This is a genomic window from Paraniabella hibiscisoli (assembly GCF_022512515.1).
GTDB lineage: Bacteria > Bacteroidota > Bacteroidia > Chitinophagales > Chitinophagaceae > Niabella > Niabella hibiscisoli.
In genome coordinates, this window is sequence record NZ_JAKWBK010000005.1 from 34,515 (window position 1) to 55,465 (window position 20,951).

26 protein-coding genes and 1 riboswitch are annotated in these 20,951 nt (G+C 42.4%); of the genes, 10 read left to right on the plus strand and 16 right to left on the minus strand.

Going from position 1 to position 20,951, the window contains the following annotated elements; all coding sequences use genetic code 11:
* Positions 1–75 precede the first annotated feature (75 nt).
* A complete protein-coding gene (locus MKP07_RS36835) occupies positions 76–852 on the plus strand; it encodes a PASTA domain-containing protein (RefSeq protein ID WP_240853004.1) in 777 nt (258 codons plus the stop codon).
* Positions 853–1,047: 195 nt separating this feature from the next.
* Positions 1,048–1,242, plus strand: coding sequence for a rhodanese-like domain-containing protein (locus MKP07_RS36840; protein ID WP_240853082.1), 195 nt, complete (start codon positions 1,048–1,050; stop codon positions 1,240–1,242).
* 61 nt (positions 1,243–1,303) lie between these two features.
* Here the strand turns inward: MKP07_RS36840 and MKP07_RS36845 are convergent, their stop codons facing one another.
* The 7 genes from MKP07_RS36845 to lpdA all read right to left on the minus strand — a co-directional run bounded on the left by MKP07_RS36845 (position 1,304) and on the right by lpdA (position 8,647).
* Positions 1,304–2,107 carry an outer membrane beta-barrel protein gene (locus MKP07_RS36845; RefSeq protein ID WP_240853005.1) on the minus strand — a complete coding sequence of 268 codons (804 nt, stop codon included), beginning with the start codon at positions 2,105–2,107 and terminating at the stop codon, positions 1,304–1,306.
* Positions 2,104–3,576, minus strand: coding sequence for a TonB-dependent receptor plug domain-containing protein (locus tag MKP07_RS36850; protein ID WP_240853006.1), 1,473 nt, complete (start codon positions 3,574–3,576; stop codon positions 2,104–2,106). Before MKP07_RS36850 ends, MKP07_RS36845 begins: the two co-directional genes overlap by 4 nt.
* A 49-nt stretch (positions 3,577–3,625) precedes the next feature.
* A riboswitch (TPP riboswitch) is annotated at positions 3,626–3,732 on the minus strand.
* Between the two features lie 364 nt (positions 3,733–4,096).
* Positions 4,097–5,650 carry a signal peptidase I gene (gene lepB / locus MKP07_RS36855; RefSeq protein ID WP_240853007.1) on the minus strand — a complete coding sequence of 518 codons (1,554 nt, stop codon included), beginning with the start codon at positions 5,648–5,650 and terminating at the stop codon, positions 4,097–4,099.
* Positions 5,651–5,798: 148 nt separating this feature from the next.
* A complete protein-coding gene (locus MKP07_RS36860) occupies positions 5,799–6,191 on the minus strand; it encodes an energy transducer TonB (protein ID WP_240853008.1) in 393 nt (130 codons plus the stop codon).
* 99 nt (positions 6,192–6,290) lie between these two features.
* On the minus strand, positions 6,291–6,428 hold the full coding sequence (locus MKP07_RS36865) for a hypothetical protein (RefSeq protein ID WP_240853009.1): 138 nt from the start codon (positions 6,426–6,428) through the stop codon (positions 6,291–6,293).
* Positions 6,416–7,117, minus strand: a complete 702-nt coding sequence (locus MKP07_RS36870; protein ID WP_240853010.1) for an alpha/beta hydrolase — start codon at positions 7,115–7,117, stop codon at positions 6,416–6,418. The genes MKP07_RS36865 and MKP07_RS36870 overlap by 13 nt, the downstream gene beginning before the upstream one ends.
* 126 nt (positions 7,118–7,243) lie before the next feature.
* Positions 7,244–8,647 carry a dihydrolipoyl dehydrogenase gene (gene lpdA, locus MKP07_RS36875; RefSeq protein ID WP_240853011.1) on the minus strand — a complete coding sequence of 468 codons (1,404 nt, stop codon included), beginning with the start codon at positions 8,645–8,647 and terminating at the stop codon, positions 7,244–7,246.
* A gap of 337 nt (positions 8,648–8,984) precedes the next feature.
* Here lpdA and MKP07_RS36880 point away from each other — a divergent pair, with 337 nt between their 5' ends.
* Complete coding sequence (locus MKP07_RS36880; protein ID WP_240853012.1) at positions 8,985–9,938, plus strand: bifunctional helix-turn-helix transcriptional regulator/GNAT family N-acetyltransferase; 954 nt, start codon at positions 8,985–8,987, stop codon at positions 9,936–9,938.
* Between the two features lie 61 nt (positions 9,939–9,999).
* Positions 10,000–10,794: a PhzF family phenazine biosynthesis protein gene (locus tag MKP07_RS36885; RefSeq protein ID WP_240853013.1), complete on the plus strand. Its 795-nt coding sequence runs from the start codon at positions 10,000–10,002 to the stop codon at positions 10,792–10,794.
* A 90-nt stretch (positions 10,795–10,884) separates the two neighbouring features.
* Here the strand turns inward: MKP07_RS36885 and MKP07_RS36890 are convergent, their stop codons facing one another.
* The 3 genes from MKP07_RS36890 to MKP07_RS36900 are packed head-to-tail and all read right to left on the minus strand — an operon-like array spanning position 10,885 to position 12,239.
* Positions 10,885–11,247: a sugar phosphate isomerase/epimerase family protein gene (locus tag MKP07_RS36890; RefSeq protein WP_240853014.1), complete on the minus strand. Its 363-nt coding sequence runs from the start codon at positions 11,245–11,247 to the stop codon at positions 10,885–10,887.
* 17 nt (positions 11,248–11,264) lie between these two features.
* On the minus strand, positions 11,265–11,720 hold the full coding sequence (locus MKP07_RS36895; protein WP_240853015.1) for a hypothetical protein: 456 nt from the start codon (positions 11,718–11,720) through the stop codon (positions 11,265–11,267).
* A 9-nt stretch (positions 11,721–11,729) separates the two neighbouring features.
* A complete protein-coding gene (locus MKP07_RS36900) occupies positions 11,730–12,239 on the minus strand; it encodes a DinB family protein (protein ID WP_240853016.1) in 510 nt (169 codons plus the stop codon).
* Between the two features lie 772 nt (positions 12,240–13,011).
* Here MKP07_RS36900 and rpmB point away from each other — a divergent pair.
* The 4 genes from rpmB (at position 13,012) to ftsY (ending at position 14,823) form a co-directional block, all read left to right on the plus strand.
* Positions 13,012–13,248 carry a 50S ribosomal protein L28 gene (gene rpmB, locus MKP07_RS36905; RefSeq protein WP_114789674.1) on the plus strand — a complete coding sequence of 79 codons (237 nt, stop codon included), beginning with the start codon at positions 13,012–13,014 and terminating at the stop codon, positions 13,246–13,248.
* A 20-nt stretch (positions 13,249–13,268) separates the two neighbouring features.
* Complete coding sequence (gene rpmG, locus MKP07_RS36910; protein ID WP_114788943.1) at positions 13,269–13,457, plus strand: 50S ribosomal protein L33; 189 nt, start codon at positions 13,269–13,271, stop codon at positions 13,455–13,457.
* A gap of 85 nt (positions 13,458–13,542) precedes the next feature.
* Positions 13,543–13,716, plus strand: a complete 174-nt coding sequence (locus MKP07_RS36915) for a DUF4295 domain-containing protein (protein ID WP_114788942.1) — start codon at positions 13,543–13,545, stop codon at positions 13,714–13,716.
* Positions 13,717–13,857: 141 nt separating this feature from the next.
* Positions 13,858–14,823 carry a signal recognition particle-docking protein FtsY gene (gene ftsY / locus MKP07_RS36920; RefSeq protein ID WP_240853017.1) on the plus strand — a complete coding sequence of 322 codons (966 nt, stop codon included), beginning with the start codon at positions 13,858–13,860 and terminating at the stop codon, positions 14,821–14,823.
* A gap of 4 nt (positions 14,824–14,827) precedes the next feature.
* Here the strand turns inward: ftsY and MKP07_RS41825 are convergent, their stop codons facing one another.
* From MKP07_RS41825 to MKP07_RS36940, 6 genes are all read right to left on the minus strand, one after another.
* Positions 14,828–15,424: an MFS transporter gene (locus tag MKP07_RS41825; protein ID WP_317236272.1), complete on the minus strand. Its 597-nt coding sequence runs from the start codon at positions 15,422–15,424 to the stop codon at positions 14,828–14,830.
* 26 nt (positions 15,425–15,450) lie between these two features.
* A complete protein-coding gene (locus MKP07_RS41830) occupies positions 15,451–15,720 on the minus strand; it encodes a hypothetical protein (protein WP_317236273.1) in 270 nt (89 codons plus the stop codon).
* Positions 15,721–15,880: 160 nt separating this feature from the next.
* A complete protein-coding gene (locus tag MKP07_RS41835; RefSeq protein ID WP_317236274.1) occupies positions 15,881–16,141 on the minus strand; it encodes a hypothetical protein in 261 nt (86 codons plus the stop codon).
* A gap of 56 nt (positions 16,142–16,197) precedes the next feature.
* On the minus strand, positions 16,198–16,836 hold the full coding sequence (locus tag MKP07_RS36930) for a FadR/GntR family transcriptional regulator (protein ID WP_240853018.1): 639 nt from the start codon (positions 16,834–16,836) through the stop codon (positions 16,198–16,200).
* A 75-nt stretch (positions 16,837–16,911) separates the two neighbouring features.
* Positions 16,912–18,030 carry a hypothetical protein gene (locus MKP07_RS36935; protein ID WP_240853019.1) on the minus strand — a complete coding sequence of 373 codons (1,119 nt, stop codon included), beginning with the start codon at positions 18,028–18,030 and terminating at the stop codon, positions 16,912–16,914.
* Positions 18,023–18,646 (minus strand): ABC transporter ATP-binding protein, encoded by a 624-nt coding sequence (locus tag MKP07_RS36940; RefSeq protein WP_240853020.1) that lies wholly within the window; start codon positions 18,644–18,646, stop codon positions 18,023–18,025. Before MKP07_RS36940 ends, MKP07_RS36935 begins: the two co-directional genes overlap by 8 nt.
* Before the next feature lie 214 nt (positions 18,647–18,860).
* Here MKP07_RS36940 and rimO point away from each other — a divergent pair, with 214 nt between their 5' ends.
* Both rimO and MKP07_RS36950 read left to right on the plus strand, forming a co-directional pair.
* The gene (rimO, locus tag MKP07_RS36945) at positions 18,861–20,171 is read left to right on the plus strand and encodes a 30S ribosomal protein S12 methylthiotransferase RimO (RefSeq protein WP_240853021.1); all 1,311 of its coding nucleotides are present in this window, start codon (positions 18,861–18,863) and stop codon (positions 20,169–20,171) included.
* A gap of 145 nt (positions 20,172–20,316) precedes the next feature.
* Positions 20,317–20,778: a DinB family protein gene (locus tag MKP07_RS36950; RefSeq protein ID WP_240853022.1), complete on the plus strand. Its 462-nt coding sequence runs from the start codon at positions 20,317–20,319 to the stop codon at positions 20,776–20,778.
* The last annotated feature ends 173 nt before the right edge of the window (positions 20,779–20,951 follow it).

Consider the following 20,951-nt stretch of genomic DNA (forward strand, 5'->3'; position numbering starts at 1 on the left):
TAAAATTTTCTGCGGGAAGAGGTAATTGAAATTGGCAACAAAAAATTATGTACGTTTACTATATAAATTTGTCGAATGTTTAGATTTATTACGGGCAGGCCTCTTTGGGTAAACCTGTTGGTTGGATTTCTTTTAGCGGTGATCTTATTTGTTGCGTTAATCAGTTCTTTAGGTTGGTTCACCAATCATGATGATGCCAAAACCGTACCTGGGGTAACGGGTAAGTCGTTGGCAGAAGCACAAAGAATTTTAACTGCAGCCGGGTTTACCGTAGAAATACAGGACAGCGTGTACCAGGATACCATTGCGCCGCTGCAGGTGATCAGGCAGGTGCCCGATGAGCTGGAAGTGGTAAAATCGAGTCGTACGGTTTATATTACTTATAATATGTCGCAGCCTCCTTATACACAGATGCCCAATATTGTAGGCCGAAGTTTTCGCAATGCCCTAAGAGAGCTGGAAGCGGCAGGGTTGAAATTGGGAGACACCACTTTCAGACCGGATTTTGCAAAAAATTCTGTACTCGAACAATTATATAATGGTGTATTGATTCAACCGGGAGCTCAGATCCGCATGGGAAGCAAGGTTGATCTTGTGATTGGTTCTGAATTAAGTAATACTGCATATGCCATACCTAATTTAATCGGACTTACCATGGCGCAGGCAAGGGCATTATTAAAAGAAAAAGGCATTGAGCTGGCTTCTATTATTCCTGATCCGGGAGTGCGCGACACTGCCAATGCGTATGTTTACAGGCAGAGCCCCGAGCGTTTCGATGACGAGGGGCATATCATCAGCATCAGGGCCGGGCAGGTGATGGATATCTGGGTAAGTGCTACAGCGCGGTTGTAGACTCTTTAGGAGGGCAAACCCCGGCTCGCCCCGATAGCGTAGAAATTGAATAAATATAAAAGCAAACATTAAATATTATGGAAACCATTACCGTTCAGCAATTAAAAGAAAAAATTGACAATGGTGAAAAAGTAAAACCTCATCGATTGCCGGGAACCGGCCGAATACGAAGAGTATAATATAGGAGGAACATTAATTCCCCTGGGAAATATACAAAATGGAGACCTGGGGCCGCTAGAGGGTAAAGAGGACGAAGAAATTATTATACACTGCCGTAGTGGCAAAAGAAGTGCTGCTGCCTGTTTGTACCTCGATTCGCAGGGCTTCAAAAAAACAGTGAATGTAGAAGGTGGTGTTTTGGCTTGGAGGGATGCGTTTGAGGCAGAATAAGTAGTGATATTTGATATAGTAAAGACCAGCAGAGCTATTAGTTCTGCTGGTCTTTATATTTTTAGAAACCGAACGTTAGTCCAATATTCCAGTTAGTGCCTGCCTGTGTAAAGTAATAGTTTTCCGTAGTCATTACACCATCGTACAAATAACTATAGGTATAACCATTGTTTTCATACTTTTTATCGAAAACATTATTCACCATCAATATGATGCTGATGTCTTTAAAAGTATTGGATGAAAACTGGTAGCGAACCCTTGCATCCGTTAACGCGTAGGGGTTAATGCTCCTGAGCTTGTTTTGTGCATTATCCAGGTATTGTCTGCCTACATATTTTTCAAGCAGATCCAGGTAGAAGTGCTGTTTGCTTTCCGGCTTTGTAAAAGGCTCAAATGTTACCGAAGCTCCTGCTACAATATTAGGGGAGAACGAAATATCCGTATTGTTATAAGATTCGCTGAGCTGACCGTCATTGTCATAATCAACATTATATTGCACCAGGTTTTTTATTTTATTACGGCTGAAAGTGGCATTAGCACTGGCTTGCAGCCAGTAAGCAGGTCGATACGCTGTGGTTAGCTCAATACCCGCACGGTAGCTGTTGTCTACATTAATACGGGCATCAGCGCCTACATCATTGATCTTTCCTGTAGCAATGAGTTGGTTTTTATACTTCATATAATAGCCGTTAATGCCGGCTTCCAACTTTCTCGAATTAAACTGGTAGCCCAATTCGATATCGGTTAATTGCTCGTGTTTGGGCACCTGGGTTGCACCTGCTTCAAAGTCGTTCCGGTTGGGTTCCTTGTTGGCAATCGCTACCGATCCATAAACTTTGCTCTGGGCTGTGTTGGCGTGCTTCATAATGTAGCTGACACCGGCTTTAGGGTTAAAGAAAGTGTATTGTCCCCTGATTTTAATCCCTGGTTTTTCCTGAAGCCATTAATGACATAATCTACTGATCTTAGCTGTACGTCTACAAACCCGTAAAAGTTAGTAAAGAGTTGCTGTTGCAGTTTGGCATAAATATTAAAATCATTTTTAGATGCAGGAAGATTATACCATTGGTAGTTTACCGGAACCCCAACATCGGCCCATCGTATAAATCCATAATGCCTGGCGTCGTATTGGGTATAAGCACCGCCTATATTGATGTCTGTATTATTCCTGCTATAGTTTAATGAAAAAACGGTTCCATAATAATGATTGTCCAGCCAAAGCTGGCGGGTAAGATTGGTGGTGGTGATTACAGAATCGCCGATCACGGGATTTTGTAATCCGTAATCAGAAAACGGATCGCCTTTTCTGTATTCGTTATAGTAGCCTTTACCCCGGGTTAAGAAGAAGCTTAAGTTAGACGACCAGTATTGATTGAATTTGTGATTCAGGAACAACTGGTAATAGTCCTGCTGATAGTTATCTGTCTGGTCATCATAATAATTTCCATCGGCCATTTTACCAAGCGTGTTGGTGCGTCTTCCGGCGAGGTCTAATTGTTCACTATAATTCAGCCCCTCAGCACCCTGCCCTTCAAAGAAAATAGTGCCAATACCGTTCCATGCCTGACCGGTTTTTTCTTTACCCGATAAGAGGTTGAATTTGATATTGGTCATTTCGTCTTTAGAGGTCCAGCCGGCTAAAAACTGCAATGATTTTAAATCGCTGTTAGATCGTTGTATATAACCGCTTGAGTTGATCTTGGACAAACGTACATCAAACTGGAACCCGCCCCGTAACAGGCCTGTACCGGCTTGCAGGGTGTGTTTCCAGGTATTGAAGGAGCCATAAGCATTACTGATGGTGGCAAATGCCTGTTTATTTTGTTCAATATTGTAAATGTTTAAAGACGCGCCAAAGGCACCGGCGCCGTTAGTAGAAGAGCCCACGCCGCGTTGCAGCTGAATCGAACTGGAGGAGGAGGCGATATCGCCGAAGTTTACAAAGAAGGCGCCCTGTGATTCGGGATCGTTAACCGGAATGCCATTGAACGTTACGTTGGTACGGGCTATATCCGTACCCCTGATCCGCATAGACGAATAGCCTACGCCTACACCATCATCGGAGCTGGTTACCACCGAAGGTATCTGGTTGAGCAGGTAAGGAAAATTTTGCCCCAGGTTCTGTTTGGCGATTTCCTTTTTGCCAATATTGCTTACAGCAAAGGGCGATTTTTCGTTGAGCCGGGTAGAACGCACCTCAACAGGAGTTAAGAGTTGAACACTGTCTGACGGGATACTGTCCCTTGAGCGAAAAGAGATGAACCGGCTGTACATGACAAGCCAATGAACATGAAAATCCTCTTCATTTGTTTTTTCTGTTTTGCCATACCTCAAGGCAGGCGGGTTAAAAAATTAATGAGAGGGAAATGCTGAAATGAGAAAGGATTAGAAAGTTCTTCCTTCCCTGCGCAGGCATTACCCTGATCAGGTTTTACGGGTATTATCTCAGCTTAGCCGCCAGTCTGGCGGATCGGCACCCGGGAAACGCTGTGCTTTGTTAAAAGCGGTGCGAAGGTAGTTGTTTTAGTTGAATAGTTAGATAGTTGACTTGTTGATAGGTTGATAAGTTGACTGGTTGATAAGTTGACAGGGGGAAGAGCATATAATGGTAACCGATACTACCTACTTTTCAGCTCGTTTAACAGATATGCTTGTTTACATACTCAATAAAAGCAGAGGTACCAGTACTCAGTTTATCCGATACATAGCGTCCTTGCCTCCTGGCGGTTAAATGAAAGCGGGCTCTTTAATAGACATTGGAGATTCAACTGTACATGGAAAAGCTGAGCATTTCTAAATACATCCAGAATGATTAGAGCTGTCAACCGTCATCTGTGATCTGTCATCTGTCTCCCTACTTAATAATATTAAACAGTCTCTTCCATCTGGGGCCATTATCATAACTGAACCAGATCATCCATGCCTTACCTACCACAGCGCTCTCGGGTACAAAGCCCCAGAAGCGGCTATCCTGGCTTTTGTGGCGGTTATCGCCCATCATCCAGTAATAATCCATTTTAAAGGTATAGGTATTGGTTTGTTGGCCGTTGATGAAATAAGCGCCGTTCCTGTTCTCCAGGGTATTGCCCTCATAAGTGCGGATGGCCCGCTCATACACGGGGTAGGTCTCCGCATTTAAAGTTACGGTGCCTCCTTTTTTAGGGATCCAGATGGAGCCATAATTATCTACGGTCCAGGCATGAGCTACATCATAATAGGGGAAAAGACTTTCTGAGCTGGCATCACCACGAGCTACTTCTTTGGTAATGCTGGCAGCATCTACAGCGGGTAGCTTTTTTAATATTTCCAACTCTGGTAAAGTGAGGTTGATATGATAAATACCGTCCTGCCATGCGCTGAAGTCGGGGCTGCCGCTTTCCATATTCAACGCAATACCCGCATCTCTCAGGAAATCTTCATCAACCTGCAGGTTGTTCTTGGTTTTAAAAGTGTAGTAGGTTGCCGAGGTAGGAGATACGTAGCCAGGTTTGTTGTTGATGTAAACAATACCTTCTACAATCTTTAATGAGTCGCCGGCAATACCTACGCAACGTTTGATATAGTTATCTGTTTTATCCAGTGGGTGAGAAACAACAGGGAATTCATCGGGGTTGCTCAATATGTATTGATCTGTCTCTGATCCTGCTGCCGCTCTTCTTTTGATATCATAATAAGGATTGGCCGATTCAAATTCAGGACGATGTATCACCGAGTCTCCCGCGGGGAAGTTAAATACTACGCAGTCATTTCTTTTTACAGGTGCTGCAAACCAACGGATATAAGGTAACTCAATTAAAGTAGTATATGATTTACCATTGGTAACGGGTAAATAGTTGTGTACAAATGGAACCGACAGTGGTGTATTGGGTATTCTCGGACCATAACTGAACTTACTTACAAAAAGAAAATCTCTTACCAGCAGGGTTTTCTCCATGGAGCTGGAAGGGATGGTATAGGCTTCGAAAATAAAAGTACGGATGAGGGTAGCTGCAATTACCGCAAAAATAGCCGCATCTACCCATTCGCGCCAGCCTGGCTTTTTATGCTTTCGCACTCCTTCCGCGCCTATAAAACGCGCATCTTTATTATTAGCTAACCAGGGAAAATAAAAGGGCGCCAGTAAAGATGCAGCAGCGTGATCGCCAAAAGAAAAACGGCAGAATACCTTTGCAAATTCAATAAAGATGCCGGGAGTGATAAACCAGCCGACAACGGGTATAAACTGCCAGAACACCCAGTGTTTGGGCCGTTGCGCAATCTCCTGCATGATCCAGGTATTGTAAAAAGGTACATAGGCTTTCCACGACTCGTGACCGGCTTTCTTGAATAATTTAGATAAACCAAACGACGGTAGTAAAACAAGCAGTAAACTAATCAGGTATACAACTAATAATTGATTGAAAGGCATCGGCCAGAATTTTAGCGGCAAATTTATTGGAAAGTAATGATATTGAGGTGCGAACCAGCTTAATTAACATTACTGATAAGGCATATCGAGTTTCTCGCAATGGTTAGCGACTATCCGAAATGAGAATCTTTCTCCTCACTGAGTGAATTTACATTCGGTTAATTAGAAAAGTAAGCGGTTGCTTTCTATAAGATCTAACCGCTTTTTCATTAAGCAAAGCTGGAATCCATCTGCCGGACTTTTTGATAACCCGAATAGTTTCTTCCTCCATACCATAGCCCATATCAGTAAGTTTCGAGAAATCAGTCAAAGAGCCGTCAGTATTGATAACAAAACCAATTACCACAGTATAAGTTCCATAAGGTGCTCCATTATTTACGGGTACCCGCATGTTGAGGTTCCTTTGCACATGGTTTAGCCAGGAGCCCCGGTAAGCCGCTTTTTGATCCACCTTCTCATAAATGGTAGAGTCAGCCTTAAAAACAGTAGTGTCTGCCTTTGAAACTTGTGCGGTTAGGTTTGCATAATACAACAAACTCATCAACAAAAATATTGAAGTACACAATGGTGTTTTTTACTCATAAGATTTTAATATAGAAGACTAATATAGTAAAACTGCATCACAGCAACCTGTTTTTATTTATGGTTTCCTGATTTTCATTTCATCAAAATAGCTTCTGAAGAATAACAATTGATGTTTGATCGAATTTTTCCAGTATGGCCAGGCATGGCCGCCGGGCCGCTCCGTATAGTCATGCGGAATTTTTAGCGCCAGCATTTTTTGATGCAGGGCTTTATTGGTTTCATAAAAAAATCATCCACACCACAATCGAAAATAATAGCAATGGAATCTTTCGGATAGTTTTCAATGGCTTCAGCTACTGTATAATCTTTCCAGTCAAAGCCCGCCGAGTCAGGATTGCCGATAAGATGCTGTATATTCCATTTATTAGCAAACGGCCTTATATCCACGCCGCCGCTCATACTGCCGCAGGCTCCAAAAGTATCCGCATGACGAAAGCCCAGGAATAAGCCTCCATGCCCACCCATGCTCAAACCAGTAATAGCTCTGCCATGCCGGTTTTGCTGTGTTTTATAATGGGCGTCAATGTAAGCTGGTACTTCTTTGTTGATATAGGTTTCGTACCGAATAGCGGGGTTTATTTTACTATCAAAATACCAGCTGTCAGCACTTCCGTCAGGGCATACTATCATCAATTGGTACTGGTCGGCATAAGCCTGCAATTCGGGCACCCGGATGATCCAGGTGGCGTATTTTCCACCAGCTCCATGCAGCAGGTACACAACAGGGAACGCGCTGGCCTTCGCATAGCTTTGGGGCTTGATCACTACGCAGGCCGCACTTTTGTTCATAGCATCACTGTATATATTAACCGTATCAACGGTGGCGGCATGCGAGAAAAATGCTATACCCAACAACACGGTCAGAATCACTGATTTTTTCATTATTGCTTTTTTAATCACTTTACCAAAACGATTGCATGAATGAGTCAGAATAGTTTAAAGATAAGGATCTGCCGGGCATAAAAAACCTCCCGGAAGGGAGGCTTACTTATTAACCCAATTCAATTATTATAAGTGTATTGCTTCACCGTAAGCTACTTCAATAGCATCTTTCACACTCTCACTGATAGTGGGGTGCGGGTGAATGGCGTTTAATACTTCATGGTAAGTAGTTTCCAGTTTACGGCCTACCACTGTTTCAGAAATGATCTCTGTAACATTGTAACCGATCATGTGTGTACCTAACCATTCGCCGTATTTGGCGTCAAAGATCACTTTTACAAAACCTTCAGCATGACCCGCGGCGCTGGCTTTACCGCTGGCGCTTAACGGGAATTTACCTACTTTAATTTCATAACCAGCTTCTTTCGCTTTTGCTTCTGTAAAGCCTACGCTTGCTACTTCGGGATAGCAATAAGTACAACCTGGTACATTGTTATAATCTATGGCTTCAGGCTGATGTTTGTACTTGCCTTCAGCATGCGCAATCGCCTCAACACAAATGATCGCTTCTTTACTCGCTACGTGTGCCAGCGCCTGGCCGGGAACACAATCCCCGATAGCATATACGCCCGCTACATTGGTTTTATAAAATTTATCTACGTTGATTTTTCCTTTTTCGGTTTTAACACCTACAGTTTCCAAACCAATACCTTCAATATTTGCAGCAACGCCCACAGCGCTCAATACCACATCTGCTTCCAGCACTACTTCACCATTAGCCGTTTTTACTTTAGCTTTTACACCGCTACCGCTGGTATCTACCGAAGTAACTTCGCTGCTGGTTAAGATATCAATACCTTGTTTTTTCAGGTTTTTCTCCAGTTCTTTTGAAATGTCTTCATCTTCAACCGGAACAATGCGCGGTAAAAATTCTACCACGGTCACTTTAGAACCAATGCTGTTATAGAAATAACCAAACTCAATACCTATCGCGCCACTACCTACTACAATAATACTTTTAGGTTGCTGGGGTAACACCATTGCCTCGCGGTAACCAATGATCTTTTTACCGTCCTGCTTTAAAGCAGGTAACTCACGGCTGCGGCCACCTGTTGCAATAACGATATGTTTACCTTCTACAATCTGTGTTTTCCCGTCAGCGCCTTTTACTTCTACCTGGCCTTTGGTTTTTAAGCTACCAAAGCCCATTACCACGTCAATTTTATTTTTACGCATCAAAAACTGAACACCTTTGCTCATTTTATCTGCTACACCACGGCTACGTTTTACAATAGCTTCGAAGTTGGGTTTACCCGTCGCTTCAATTCCAAAATCCTGCGCATGCTTAATGTCGTTGTACACCTGCGCACTCTTTAATAAAGCTTTAGTAGGAATACAACCCCAGTTTAAGCAAATACCTCCCAGGCTTTCCTTTTCAATAATTGCGGTTTTTAAACCCAGTTGAGATGCCCTGATAGCCGCTACGTAACCGCCCGGACCGCTTCCCAACACTACTACATCGTATGCCATGTGTTATTAATTTTATTTTAATTTGATAGTAAGAACAATTTTTTAGTACCGGCAGTTTAAAACCGGCCCTTTTTGTTTAAGAACTCTTCAAAGGCGTTTTCCGAACCCTTTTTGTCACAGACCCGGTTTCGAACAATTGGCGGCCTGAACAACGAGTATTAAACCCTGCGAATTTAGCTGAATTAGAGTAAATGACAAAGGGGTACAACAGTGGCTGGAATCTTAGTGATAAATACCATCAGAAAAGGGGAAACTACATCCTCTGTACAGAAATTAAAGCCGGGAAAAAGAAAAAACCTATTTTTGTATAACTGGTTATGTAATTAATTATATAGTTATGGATTTTTTTGAAAGAACAGGTAAAATGGCTTTAGGGAGCCGCTTGCGTTTACTGGCCGGTAAGGTTACAGCGGATGCCGAGGGCATTTATCAATTGTACGGGGTTGATTTTTCGCCCAAGTGGTTTCCGTGTGTTTTTATCCTGGCTGAAGATGGAGGAAAGACCATCACGGAAATTGCTGTAGAAATTGGTCATTCACAACCTTCGGTAACGAAAATTATTAAGGAAATGGCTAAGGCCGGCCTGGTAAAGGATAACCTTAAATCAGATGATAAACGCAGAAATATTACGGGGCTGAGTGAAAAAGGTAAAAAACTGGCTGCTAAAATTGAAGTACAGGGAGGTGATATAGACCTCGCTATTGAGAATATGATGGCAGAAGCCACTCACGATCTCTGGCAGGCGTTGGCAGAGTGGGAGGAGCTGCTGGATCGAAAATCGCTGCTTAGCAGAGTGCAGGAGCAGAAGAAGCTGAGGGAAAGTAAAGATGTAGCCATCGTTCCGTATCAACCCGGGTATCAGTCTGCTTTTAAAGCATTGAATGAAGAATGGATATCGAGGTACTTTGAAATGGAAGAGGCCGACCATAAGGCTTTGGATAACCCCAAGGAATACATATTGGATCCGGGCGGACAAATACTGGTAGCGCTCTACCAAGGTGAACCAGTGGGTGTATGTGCCCTAATCAAAATGAAGGATTCGGCCTATGATTTCGAGATGGCCAAAATGGCGGTATCGCCTAAGGCGCAGGGGAAAAATATTGGTTGGTTACTGGGTCAGGCTGTTATACATAGTGCCAGGGAAATGGGGGCTTCTACCATTTACCTGGAGAGCAATACGATGTTGAAGCCAGCTATTAACCTGTATTATAAAATGGGATTCAAAAAAGTTATGGGTCTCCCTACGCCTTACAAGCGTTGCAATATTCAGATGGTGTTAGCGCTTAAATAGTAACACAGGTAGTACATTAGCGCTGTGGGAGTATACGGTTGAATCAGCAAAAATAAAAATCATGAAATTAACTATTTACCAGGTTGATGCATTTACCGATGCCGTATTTAAAGGAAATCCGGCTGCAGTATGCCCGCTTACAGAGTGGTTGCCGGATGATCTTATGTTGGAAATTGCAGCAGAAAACAATCTGGCTGAAACCACCTTTTATGTTCCGAATGAAAACGGTTTTGAAATACGCTGGTTTACGCCTTCTACCGAAGTTGATCTTTGCGGACATGCTACCCTGGCTGCTGCATTTGTTTTGCACCATTGCGAAAACTACCGGGAAAATACCATTAACTTTTATTCTCCGAGAAGTGGTTCATTACCCGTAACCGTTTGTCAAAATAAGTTCGTGCTGAACTTTCCGGCAGATGCATTTGTGGAAATAGCAGTAACAGAAGAATTCGCAGCTATGACCAACGGCAGACCTATAGCGGCCTTCAAGGGGAAAACTGACTACATGCTGGTATTTGAAAAACAGGAAGATATTGAGATGATGCAACCCAATTTGCCAGCGATAGCAGGTTTAGATGCAAGAGGGATCATTGTAACTGCAAAAGGTACAATCCATGATTTTGTTTCCCGCTTTTTTGCACCCGCAGTTGGCGTAAATGAAGACCCTGTTACAGGTTCTGCTCATACTACATTGACACCCTATTGGGCAGGCGAGCTTCATAAAACCGGGTTGAAAGCCTGTCAGCTTTCTAAACGGGGCGGGGAAATAGCATGTCGTTTAGAAGGAGACAGGGTAGAACTCTCTGGCGAAGCTGTGCTGTACATGAAAGGAGAAATATTTTTGGGAGATCACTAACTCCTATAACCTGGTAAACCTATCGTTTAAAGGTTATTGCTCCTTTGCAAATCTCGCTAAAGCCACTGAAGAGTTAGCGTTTTAGCGCCCTTATCCATTGTTCCCTGATCGTTTTTGGGCCAGGGGAAGCTCCTTGTCCAGATCGGTAAAACGACATTCTAGGGCAATCATTCCTTTGTATCCAATTCTTTGTAAAGCGTAGAAGTAAGGAGTAAAGTCATCGCCGGCTATGCCCGGGGCCGAACGGGTGGCTTTTTCGCCGATATCGCAATGATAAACGAGGGAGCCGCCTTCCAGGATAATAGATGCCGGTTCATTTTCACGCATCATGTGATAAATATCCACGCAAATTTTATAATTAGGATGATTAACAGCCCTGGCTACCTCGATACACTCTTTTATTGTATTCAGGAAATTACATTCTTCCCTGTTCTGGCTTTCCAGCGTCAGCACAATATTATGGCGGGCAGCTATGGGTGCCAGCTTTTTCCGATGGACACAAACTGTTTAAAAGCGGAGTCTTTTGAAAAGCCTTCAGGGATCATGCGGGAGGCACCGCTGCCGAAAACAATGATGGGAATACCCTGGCTTTGGGCTCTTTTAAAAACAGTTGTGGCATAAGCGATAATTCTTTGCTCATTCACCTCGGGGCCTGTGGTTTTAATAGAGCCCGGAATGAATACATTGGCTGCTAAAACTTTAACATCAGACTTTTTAATTTTTTCGCCGTTATTAAAAATACTATCCGCCTGTAAAGGCTGCAAAGCATCAGACACCGTTGGCTGTATGAAGGCATAGTCGTATTTATTAACCACTGCTGATTTGTCGAGGTTGGCGCAAACACCCAATAGCGGAACCTCCTGCGCAAATATATAACAGGGTAAAGCCAGCAAGCTGGCAATAAGGCAGGCAATCTTTTGGATCATAATGATGGTTTAGAGGCCGTATTTTTCTTTTAAAATTCGTTGATGATGAAGCCAGTGGCCTTCGATAATAAATCCCCAGCAAAGCGTTTTAATAGGATTCCTGTTAATGATACCGGTTCGTTCAAGGTCCTCCCGGGTAAGGCCTTCAAATAATAGGAGGGTAGTACGCCTTACCAGTAAAAACTCTTCTACCAGGCTTGCCAATGTTCTGCGATTGACTGCTACGGTAGCCGCGTAATCATCCTGCTCAAAACCTGGTAATGACTGTTGCTCACCACGCGCATGAGATAAGGCCCGGTAAGCAAAAATGCGCTCAGTATCAATACAATGCTGTAAAACCTCTTTTACCGTCCATTTACCTTCGGCATAGGCAAAATCAGACAAGGTGTCGGGGATTGTGTGGAGAAAACCTTCCAGGCTTTTTAATGACCGGGAAAGAACGCTTTGCACATCGGTACCAGCCGCAAGACTGATATAAGTATCGTAAAAGGCAGGGTAGTCGCCGGTTTGTGGACGCATTTTTTGGGTAAATATAACAGGATAAGCCCTGAATTGTAAATCATTGACAATATGGCAAACTATTACAAACAGAGTAATTAATTTTTTTGCTTTGCAAATCGGTAAATACAGCCCTCATAACATGGCAGAGAAATTTCTATAACACCGCCGTTATTAACTATTTTTCGAAGTAGATACATTGTATCTGTTGTTTCTTTCTAATAAGATGGCCAAAAGACGTGAATTGACTATTTCCAATTGGTTTATTACTTAGAGAACCTTTATGGGCCGTTGCGAATGTCTTTAAAAGAGGATAATTGATGTTTGTAGCAGCTAGAATCTCGTAGGTAGAGTCGGCATAAATATTCATAATAGCGCCGTTCTCTACTTTGTTCCAGCTTCCTGGAGGTCCGGACGATCTATAATTTTCTACGTATAACCATTTGCCTGTAAGTGGACCAGTGCTTTCAAGAGAATCTTTCTCATTTTTTTATCGCACGCTATAATAGTTAGTATTAGGAAGGTCAGTGTTGATATTTTTTCATAAAACTTTAGCTTTCTACTTTTTATGCTGCATGTTTTTCAAGCAACGCACCAAATATACGTTCGAAATTATTTATTTCCTGATATTTGGATCAGCTTAATATTTTAGTATCGAGAATAATATTTCTAGTTTTGCGACTAGCTACTTAGTTACTTTCAAGAGCTAAATAACTGGATGAAAAAAATCTTTCTAAAATAGATTTCATTACCCCGGAAATCCCTTACCTTTGCAATCCAAAAATTTTTTATTATGGCAAGAGTATGTCAGGTTACGGGTAAGACGCCAGTGAGTGGTCATAAAGTATCTCACTCAAACATTAAAACTAAGCGTAGATTCTTACCAAATTTACAGACTAAGAAGTTTTACCTGGTTGAGGAAGATAAATGGATTACGTTGAAATTGTCTACTGATGCTATCCGCACCATTAACAAAAACGGCCTCTACTCTGTAGTAAAACAACTGCGCGCGAAAGGCGAGAAAATCTAATTTTTTAAAAGCAACATACCATGGCAAAGAAAGCGAAAGGCAACAGAGTTCAGGTAATATTGGAGTGCACCGAGCACAAAACCAGCGGACAGCCTGGTACAAGCCGTTATATTACCGTAAAAAATAAAAAGAACAATCCTGAAAGATTGGAGTTGAAAAAATTCAACCCGATTTTGAAGAAAGTGACTGTTCATAAAGAGATCAAGTAATTTAGTTGATAAGTTAACAGGTTAACAAGTTAACGCTATACCTTATCAACATATCAACATATTTAACTTTTCAATTTAACACAAAATGGCAAAAGCAGCTTCTAAAAACTCGAAGGTAAAAGACGCCAAAGCAGCAGCAGAAAGTAAGAACTGGACTAAAGTGATCCGTGCTGTGCGTAGCCCTAAAACAGGTGCTTACACTTTTAAAGAGCAGATTGTTCACAAAGAGAAAGTAAAAGACTTTTTAGCTCAAAAGTAATTTTGGCTGATCATAATATTTAGCAAGGCTATTCGTGAATGCGGATGGCTTTTGTTGTTTTGGGTAGCAGGTTATTGGGTTTAATATTTCAAATTGGGTTTTGTATATTGAACTTTAAATAGAAAACTTTAAACTTTTAGCATGAGTTTCTTAAAAAAGCTGTTTGGGAAAAAAGAAAAAGAGTCGCTGGACCAGGGTTTGCAAAAAACCAAGGAAGGCTTTTTCAGTAAGATCACCAAAGCTATTGCGGGAAAAAGTACGGTAGATGAGGAAGTACTGGATAACCTGGAAGAGGCATTGGTGAGCGCAGATGTAGGAGTAGAAACTACTGTACGCATTATTAAAAAGATTGAGGAAAGAGTAGCCCGTGATAAATACCTGGGCACATCTGAACTGAATAAAATGCTGCAGGAGGAGATCGAAAATATACTGGTGGATGCCCCCAGCGCAGACAGCTACACTTTCGACAGTCCTATGCCAGCGAAACCTTATATTGTTTTGGTGGTAGGAGTAAACGGGGTAGGTAAAACCACTACCATTGGAAAGCTGGCACATAATTTTAAGAAGGCCGGTAAATCGGTATTGCTGGGAGCTGCGGATACATTCCGTGCTGCCGCAGTGGATCAGCTAACCATCTGGAGCGAAAGAGTAGGAGTGCCGATCGTAAAACAGGCCATGGGCAGCGATCCGGCGGCTGTTGCTTTCGATACAGCGCAAAGCGCTGTAAGCCGCCAAAGCGATGTGGTATTGATCGATACAGCCGGTCGTTTACATAATAAAGCGCATTTAATGGACGAGCTGAATAAGATCAAAAGGGTGATCCAGAAATTTATACCAGAAGCGCCTCACGAGGTACTTTTAGTATTGGATGGCTCTACAGGACAAAACGCACTGGAACAAGCCAAGCATTTTACAGCTGCTACAGATGTTACGGCGATGGCTATTACCAAGCTGGATGGTACAGCTAAAGGTGGCGTAGTACTGGCTATTGCAGACCAGTTTAAAATACCGGTTAAGTTTATCGGTGTAGGAGAGAAGGCTGAAGACCTGCTGGTATTTGATAAACATGAATTTGTGGATAGCTTGTTCAGCCTGAAAGAACAGTAATAAATTATCTATACAATAGCAAAGTGGCTGTCTCGTAAACACGGGCAGCCACTTTTTTTATAGGAGAAGAACGGATGATTACTGGTCTTCGAATGGTTTTGTTACCTGGATTTCTTTCCCTCAATATTGGGCAGAAAGCGGTAATGATTCCTATCAGCGGTAAATAGGCGCAAATGGAAAATACATATTCGATACTGGTTTTGTCTGCCAGCGAGCCCAGTACCGCTGAACCAATACCTCCCATGCCAAAAGCAAAACCAAAGAACAGCCCGGCTACCATTCCCACTTTACCGGGGATCAGTTCAGTAGCATAAACCAGTATGGCTGAGAATGCCGAAGAAATGATCAGCCCGATCAATACCGAAAGTAAGATGGTGGCCGTAAGGCCTACATGGGGGAGTAATAAAGTAAAAGGTGCAGCGCCTAATATGGAAATCCATATGATCAGCTTACGACCGTAACGATCACCCAAGGGTCCACCCAGAATAGTGCCCGCTGCAACTGACGCCAGGAAGATGAACAGGTATATCTGCGAATGTTGTACGCTCACATGAAACTTATCTATCAGGTAGAATGTAAAGTAGCTGGTCATGGAAGCCATATAGAAATATTTTGAAAAGATCAATACTAATAAAATAATGATAGATATAATAACCCTGTTCTTTGAAATTGCCTGAGGAGCACCCGGCCCAGTGAGCACCGTCTTTTTTCAGCCCTTGGCTGTATATTTTGCTGATACCACTTACCTACAAAACTTAGTACAGCGATTGCCAGGAGGGCTAACAAACCAAACCAGCTGATATATTTTTGGCCGAAAGGAATAACGATCAACGCTGCAAGTAATGGCCCTGCGGCGCTTCCTGCATTACCGCCTACCTGGAAAATAGATTGCGCCAATCCTTTTTACCACCGGAGGCCAGGTGCGCCACTCTTGAGGCTTCGGGATGAAATACAGAGGAGCCCATCCCTATAAGGCACACCGACACGAGAATGTAGTAAAAGTTGCTGGCGAATGCAATGAATAAGAGCCCTACCAGCGAAAAGATCATTCCGATCACTAGTGACCTGGGGTTGGGTTTTTATCTGTATACGAACCTACAAAAGGTTGAAGTATAGAAGCGGTAAGCTGAAACACCAGGGTAATGATACCAATTTGTGTAAAGTTGAGCGCATAATTAGTTTTAAGCAGCGGGTACACTGCCGGTATCACCGATTGAATCAGATCGTTCAGTAAATGTGACAGGCTGATAGCAAAAAGAATAGGATAAACCGTTTGAGTTGCTGTTAAAGTTGCTGAAGTGGAATTTGTTGCTTTCATGATTTTAAACATCAGGTCATCTGATGACTTAAGTTAAAAAAATTATAAATGGCCGATTATTTTTTAGCGGAGTCGAGCGCTTTGATTTTATTACCGCTTTCTATATGTTTTAAAAGCATTTCGTGCTCCTTTTGAGAATGTACAAATGGTTGAGTATTGGAGTAGGATTCGGAAAAGGACCTGGATACATGGCCCGAGAGGGTTTTGTAGAGCTCGGTTAGTATAGAGTTGCCACAACTTTCGGCGACTATCGTGTGAAAGGCTATATCGGCCTTTATACAAGCTTCGAGGTCGCCGGCTGCAGCAAATGCGGCCCGCTCTTTCAGGCTTTTTCGCATAGCCGTTAAATGTCGTTGCGTTCGGTTGCTGACTGCTTTTTCAATAATCTGCATTTCGATGAGTTGTCTTACTTCGAATATAGCAGCAAATCCTGCCTTCTCAATTTTATCATCTAATCCCTGGTTACCCGAAGCACTGATTACGAAACTTCCAATGCCCTGCTTTACCTGTACAAATCCTGACTGTGCCAGATACCTTGTTGCCTCTCTTATAGTAGATCTTCCCACCGAAAAGCTTCTCATTAGCTCCGGTTCCGTTGGAAGCTTTGCGTTCAGGGCGAAGAAACCTGTTTGGATCTTTTCCCTGATAGCATCCGCTACTTCCTGTGCCAGCGATTTTCGTTGAATGGGTTCCATTATTATATCATCATATCATCAGATGACTGCAAATATAATACTCTTTTTATATCAGCCATCAGTATCTTGTCTGAATTACTCCAGTTTTTCTACAGTGGCTTTTTTCTCAAAGCTCCTGAATGAAGTGTAAAATACGATTAGTACACCTGCGATCGCTGTAGCGGGTAGGAGCCATTTGTTTTCAGAAAAGCTTAAAAAGAAAAATAGGATCCATACCAGGAATACCAAGGACAGGTAGCCATCCATTTTGAAATCATCCGTATATAGCAGTACATGCAACAAGCAGAGAATAGCCGGCCCTGCAATGATCATGCAGCTATATTCATACTCCTGGTGGTGTTGTACCGCGAGGGCTCTTAAAGCCCAGCACTCAGGTAGCAGCAGCACCAGGTAACACAGGAAAAAAGCGGCTAATATGCGAAACGGTTGCATGGGCAATGTGCGGTAAAACGATAATTTGTTTTCTAAAAAATAAAAGGTTTTATAAATGATGACACAATGCCCGGCAAGACAAAGCGTGTAAATGAGCCATAACATGCGGCTTTCAAAAACCGAAGGATCGGTGATAACGAAAAAATACAGGCAGCAAAAGCTGATCAGCTTAAGGATGACTAATGAAAAGATTTGTTCCCGGAAAATATAGCGAAGCATAAACTGCCATAGCCTGGAGGGGAGGTTGATGATTTTTGGGAACGCAATTTCTTTCCATATAGCTGGGTTCCTGTTAAGCATAACAAAGGAAAGTGTTACCAGCGTTATAAGCGATACCAGAAAAGTAACGGGTGCTATGAGCGCATACCATCGTTGGTGCGCTATACAAACTACCACAATGCATAAGGTATACAGGATGGAAGGAAGTAATAATGCGGAGGCCGTAAAAACAAAATGAGGTAGCCGTTTGCGAAAAGTGATGCTATTAATAAGCTGTAGAAACTGGTATTCATTTTTGGTGCTCCTGCTGGCATAAAAAGAAATACACTTGATGGAGTACAACGAGCACATTAGTATAAACAGGCTAAAGGCGGCGGGGGTGTAGGCTATGCTTTTTATGATATAATAATGCGTATCCAGGGCCTGCTTAAAATTGGGTTGTATGCCAAACAGAACAAAGAATAAAAAATAAATGGCGCCCGCAATTTGCCTGTAAAACGGCGTGACAACAGACCGGTATAATAGATAAGATATGCTATTCAATTTCAAGCGTCTTATTTTGAATGCCATAGATGCCTTTGAAGGTGATAGCTTCACCAGGTATATTATGGTGGGAAGTAATAATAAAACCCTTATCCGTACTGTTTTGTATGAGTGCCTGAAGGGCTTGTTGTGTTGCTATATCCAGGGTTGTGAAAGGTTCATCGAGGAAAATCCATTTGCTGTTGCCCATAAATGCCAGTAATAAGGATAGTTTCTTTAGCATACCGCTTGAATAGCTGCCACAGGGATTATCCAGGTAATGATCAATACCTAATACGGATTTAATGGCGTCTACCTGTTCCCGGTTTCCACCTTTTGTCTGCATATAATATCGAACCAGCTCTTCACCTTTTAAAAAAGATGGGTAGGCCGGTTCGGCGGGTGCATGATTAACAGCGGCCCTGTAAGCAGCAGGATTTTTCTTTAATGAGATCTTTTGATTCAAAAGCACATCACCTTTAAAAGGAATAAGACCGGCAATGGCTTTTAAAAAAGTAGATTTTCCGCTGCCATTAGCACCCTTGATCCAGTAAATAGCTTTATCGAAACGGAAGGAGCCGATATTGAGCACTTCGTAATTGCCGTATGACTTATGTAAAGAATGGATAAGCAGCATATCTCAACTTTAGATGTAAATATACAATTCAGTGCTACTTTTTGAGAGAAATGGTGAGAGCGCCGGCTGAAGAATAATAACTTTATTCTGATGGGCCTGAACAAACTAAAATTGACTCTGCGAGGAGAGCCCCGGTTATTGATTGGAGCTAACCGCGCCGTTGGTCAGCGAGTTGGATAAATGCTGTACCTTTGCAGTCCTTAAAAAACAGATATTGAAAGTAAGAACGCTAAAAAAGGATAAGGTTAACATCATTACACTGGGTTGTAGCAAAAACATGGTGGATAGCGAGGTGCTGAGTGGTCAGCTACTGGCTAATGATATTGATGTAGTGCATGAGAACAGGAAAAAGGATCATAATATAGTGGTTGTCAATACTTGTGGTTTTATTGATAAAGCCAAAGAAGAAAGTATCAACACAATATTAGAGCAGGTGGAGCTGAAAAAACGCGGTCGGCTGGATAAAGTATATGTAACCGGTTGCCTGAGTGAGCGTTATAAAAACAACCTGGAGGAAGAGATACCGGAAGTGGATGCTTTTTTTGGCACCATGGAGCTGCCTTCTATATTGAAGCAGTTTGAGGCAGACTACAAAACAGAATTGGTGGGAGAGCGCCTGCTGGCTACTCCCAAACATTATGCATACCTGAAAATTTCTGAAGGTTGTAACCGTACCTGCACTTTTTGCGCCATCCCGCTGATGCGCGGAAAACACGTCAGCAAGCCGATTGATGAACTGGTAATGGAAGCGGAGAAACTGGTGCGTATGGGCGTAAAGGAAGTAATGCTTATTGCCCAGGAGCTGACCTATTATGGCCTGGATATTTATAAAAAGCGGATGTTGTCAGAATTGTTGCACCGCCTGGCAGATGTAAAAGGGTTGGAGTGGATCAGGCTGCATTATGCTTATCCTACTAAATTCCCATTGGAAATACTGGATGTAATGCGGGAGCGGGATAATATCTGTAATTACCTCGATATTCCATTACAACATGCTTCTGACAGGATGCTGGATGCCATGAAGCGCCAGATCAAACAAGCGGAGATGGACGAATTAATTGCTACTATCCGTGAAAAAGTTCCCGGTATTTGTTTGCGTACTACTTTAATAGCTGGTTTCCCTGGCGAAACACAGGAAGATATTGACGGGTTAAAATCTTTCCTTGATAAACATCGCTTTGACCGGGTTGGCGTATTTACTTATTCGCATGAAGAAAATACAGGTGCCTACCAGTTTGAAGATGATGTGCCACAGGAAGAGAAGGAGCGCAGAGCCCAGGAAGTAATGGAGCACCAGCAGGAAATATCTTACGAGCTGAACCAGGAAAAAATAGGCAAGGTTTTTAAAACCATCATCGATAAAAAGGAAGCGGGCCGTTATATTGGCCGTACCGAGTTTGATAGCGTGGAGGTAGATAATGAGGTGATCATCACCAGCAGCCAGAGACTGAAGATCGGTGAGTTTTACAACGTGAAGATAGAAAAGGCTTACGATTATGATCTGGAGGGCGTGGTAGTGCCGTAATGGTAAGTAGGGAATAGCAAGTGGTAAGTAGTAAGTAGTAAGTAGTAAGTAGTAAGTAGGGGTTTTTACTAATTAAGTTTCAATAAATGACAGACGTGTATACCACGTCTTTTTCTTTACGTACTTTGCATGAAATAATACAAGAATGGAAAGAGCTGTTTTCCTGGCCAACCGGCTGAGAGAAGTTTATTTAAACGGCCGCTGGATTGCTAATACCAATTATAAAGACCAGTTGCTATCGGTAAACCGCGAACAAGCGATTAAGCAGGTGGGTGATCTAAATACCATAGCTGCGCTAACCTTTCATATTAACTACTACCTGGAAGGGATTCTCCATGTTTTTAATGGTGGGCAACTGGAGATCAGCGATCGATATAGCTTTGATCTTCCGCCGGTTGAAACCGACGCTGATTGGGAAAAGCTGGTTAATTCACTTTTAACCAATGCTGAGAAATTTGCTGAGGCCGTTTCCCAAATGGATGATGCACTTTTTGACCAGGTATTCGTAGACGAAAAATACGACACTTACCTCCGGAATATACAAGGTGTTTTGGAGCATAGTTACTATCATTTAGGACAAATTGTGTTGATCAGGAAACTGGTTTGAGCATCGCCGGTTTTTTAGGTTTCAATGCCCGAAAGTGCGCTGAAAATCAGTTTGACCTTGCTTTTGTTAGATCGTCATATTGATTTTCAACTATTTATGATAATTTTAAGCCAGATTGTCACCCGCATTGACAGGCTATGAGTTGATTTCGGCCTAACTTTGCAGCCGTATTT

Excerpts from the sequence above, each read along its gene's own strand:
- MKP07_RS36835 (WP_240853004.1), top strand. The coding sequence starts at position 76 with ATGTTTAGATTTATTACGGGCAGGCCTCTTTGGGTAAACCTGTTGGTT.
- MKP07_RS36845 (WP_240853005.1), bottom strand. The coding sequence starts at position 2,107 with ATGAAGCACGCCAACACAGCCCAGAGCAAAGTTTATGGATCGGTAGCG.
- lepB (WP_240853007.1), bottom strand. The coding sequence starts at position 5,650 with ATGCCTTTCAATCAATTATTAGTTGTATACCTGATTAGTTTACTGCTT.
- MKP07_RS36860 (WP_240853008.1), bottom strand. The coding sequence starts at position 6,191 with ATGAGTTTGTTGTATTATGCAAACCTAACCGCACAAGTTTCAAAGGCA.
- MKP07_RS36865 (WP_240853009.1), bottom strand. The coding sequence starts at position 6,428 with ATGCTGGCGCTAAAAATTCCGCATGACTATACGGAGCGGCCCGGCGGC.
- MKP07_RS36870 (WP_240853010.1), bottom strand. The coding sequence starts at position 7,117 with ATGAAAAAATCAGTGATTCTGACCGTGTTGTTGGGTATAGCATTTTTC.
- lpdA (WP_240853011.1), bottom strand. The coding sequence starts at position 8,647 with ATGGCATACGATGTAGTAGTGTTGGGAAGCGGTCCGGGCGGTTACGTA.
- MKP07_RS36880 (WP_240853012.1), top strand. The coding sequence starts at position 8,985 with ATGGATTTTTTTGAAAGAACAGGTAAAATGGCTTTAGGGAGCCGCTTG.
- MKP07_RS36885 (WP_240853013.1), top strand. The coding sequence starts at position 10,000 with ATGAAATTAACTATTTACCAGGTTGATGCATTTACCGATGCCGTATTT.
- MKP07_RS36895 (WP_240853015.1), bottom strand. The coding sequence starts at position 11,720 with ATGATCCAAAAGATTGCCTGCCTTATTGCCAGCTTGCTGGCTTTACCC.
- MKP07_RS36900 (WP_240853016.1), bottom strand. The coding sequence starts at position 12,239 with ATGCGTCCACAAACCGGCGACTACCCTGCCTTTTACGATACTTATATC.
- rpmB (WP_114789674.1), top strand. The coding sequence starts at position 13,012 with ATGGCAAGAGTATGTCAGGTTACGGGTAAGACGCCAGTGAGTGGTCAT.
- rpmG (WP_114788943.1), top strand. The coding sequence starts at position 13,269 with ATGGCAAAGAAAGCGAAAGGCAACAGAGTTCAGGTAATATTGGAGTGC.
- MKP07_RS36915 (WP_114788942.1), top strand. The coding sequence starts at position 13,543 with ATGGCAAAAGCAGCTTCTAAAAACTCGAAGGTAAAAGACGCCAAAGCA.
- ftsY (WP_240853017.1), top strand. The coding sequence starts at position 13,858 with ATGAGTTTCTTAAAAAAGCTGTTTGGGAAAAAAGAAAAAGAGTCGCTG.
- MKP07_RS41825 (WP_317236272.1), bottom strand. The coding sequence starts at position 15,424 with ATGGCTTCCATGACCAGCTACTTTACATTCTACCTGATAGATAAGTTT.
- MKP07_RS41835 (WP_317236274.1), bottom strand. The coding sequence starts at position 16,141 with ATGAAAGCAACAAATTCCACTTCAGCAACTTTAACAGCAACTCAAACG.
- MKP07_RS36930 (WP_240853018.1), bottom strand. The coding sequence starts at position 16,836 with ATGGAACCCATTCAACGAAAATCGCTGGCACAGGAAGTAGCGGATGCT.
- MKP07_RS36940 (WP_240853020.1), bottom strand. The coding sequence starts at position 18,646 with ATGCTGCTTATCCATTCTTTACATAAGTCATACGGCAATTACGAAGTG.
- MKP07_RS36950 (WP_240853022.1), top strand. The coding sequence starts at position 20,317 with ATGGAAAGAGCTGTTTTCCTGGCCAACCGGCTGAGAGAAGTTTATTTA.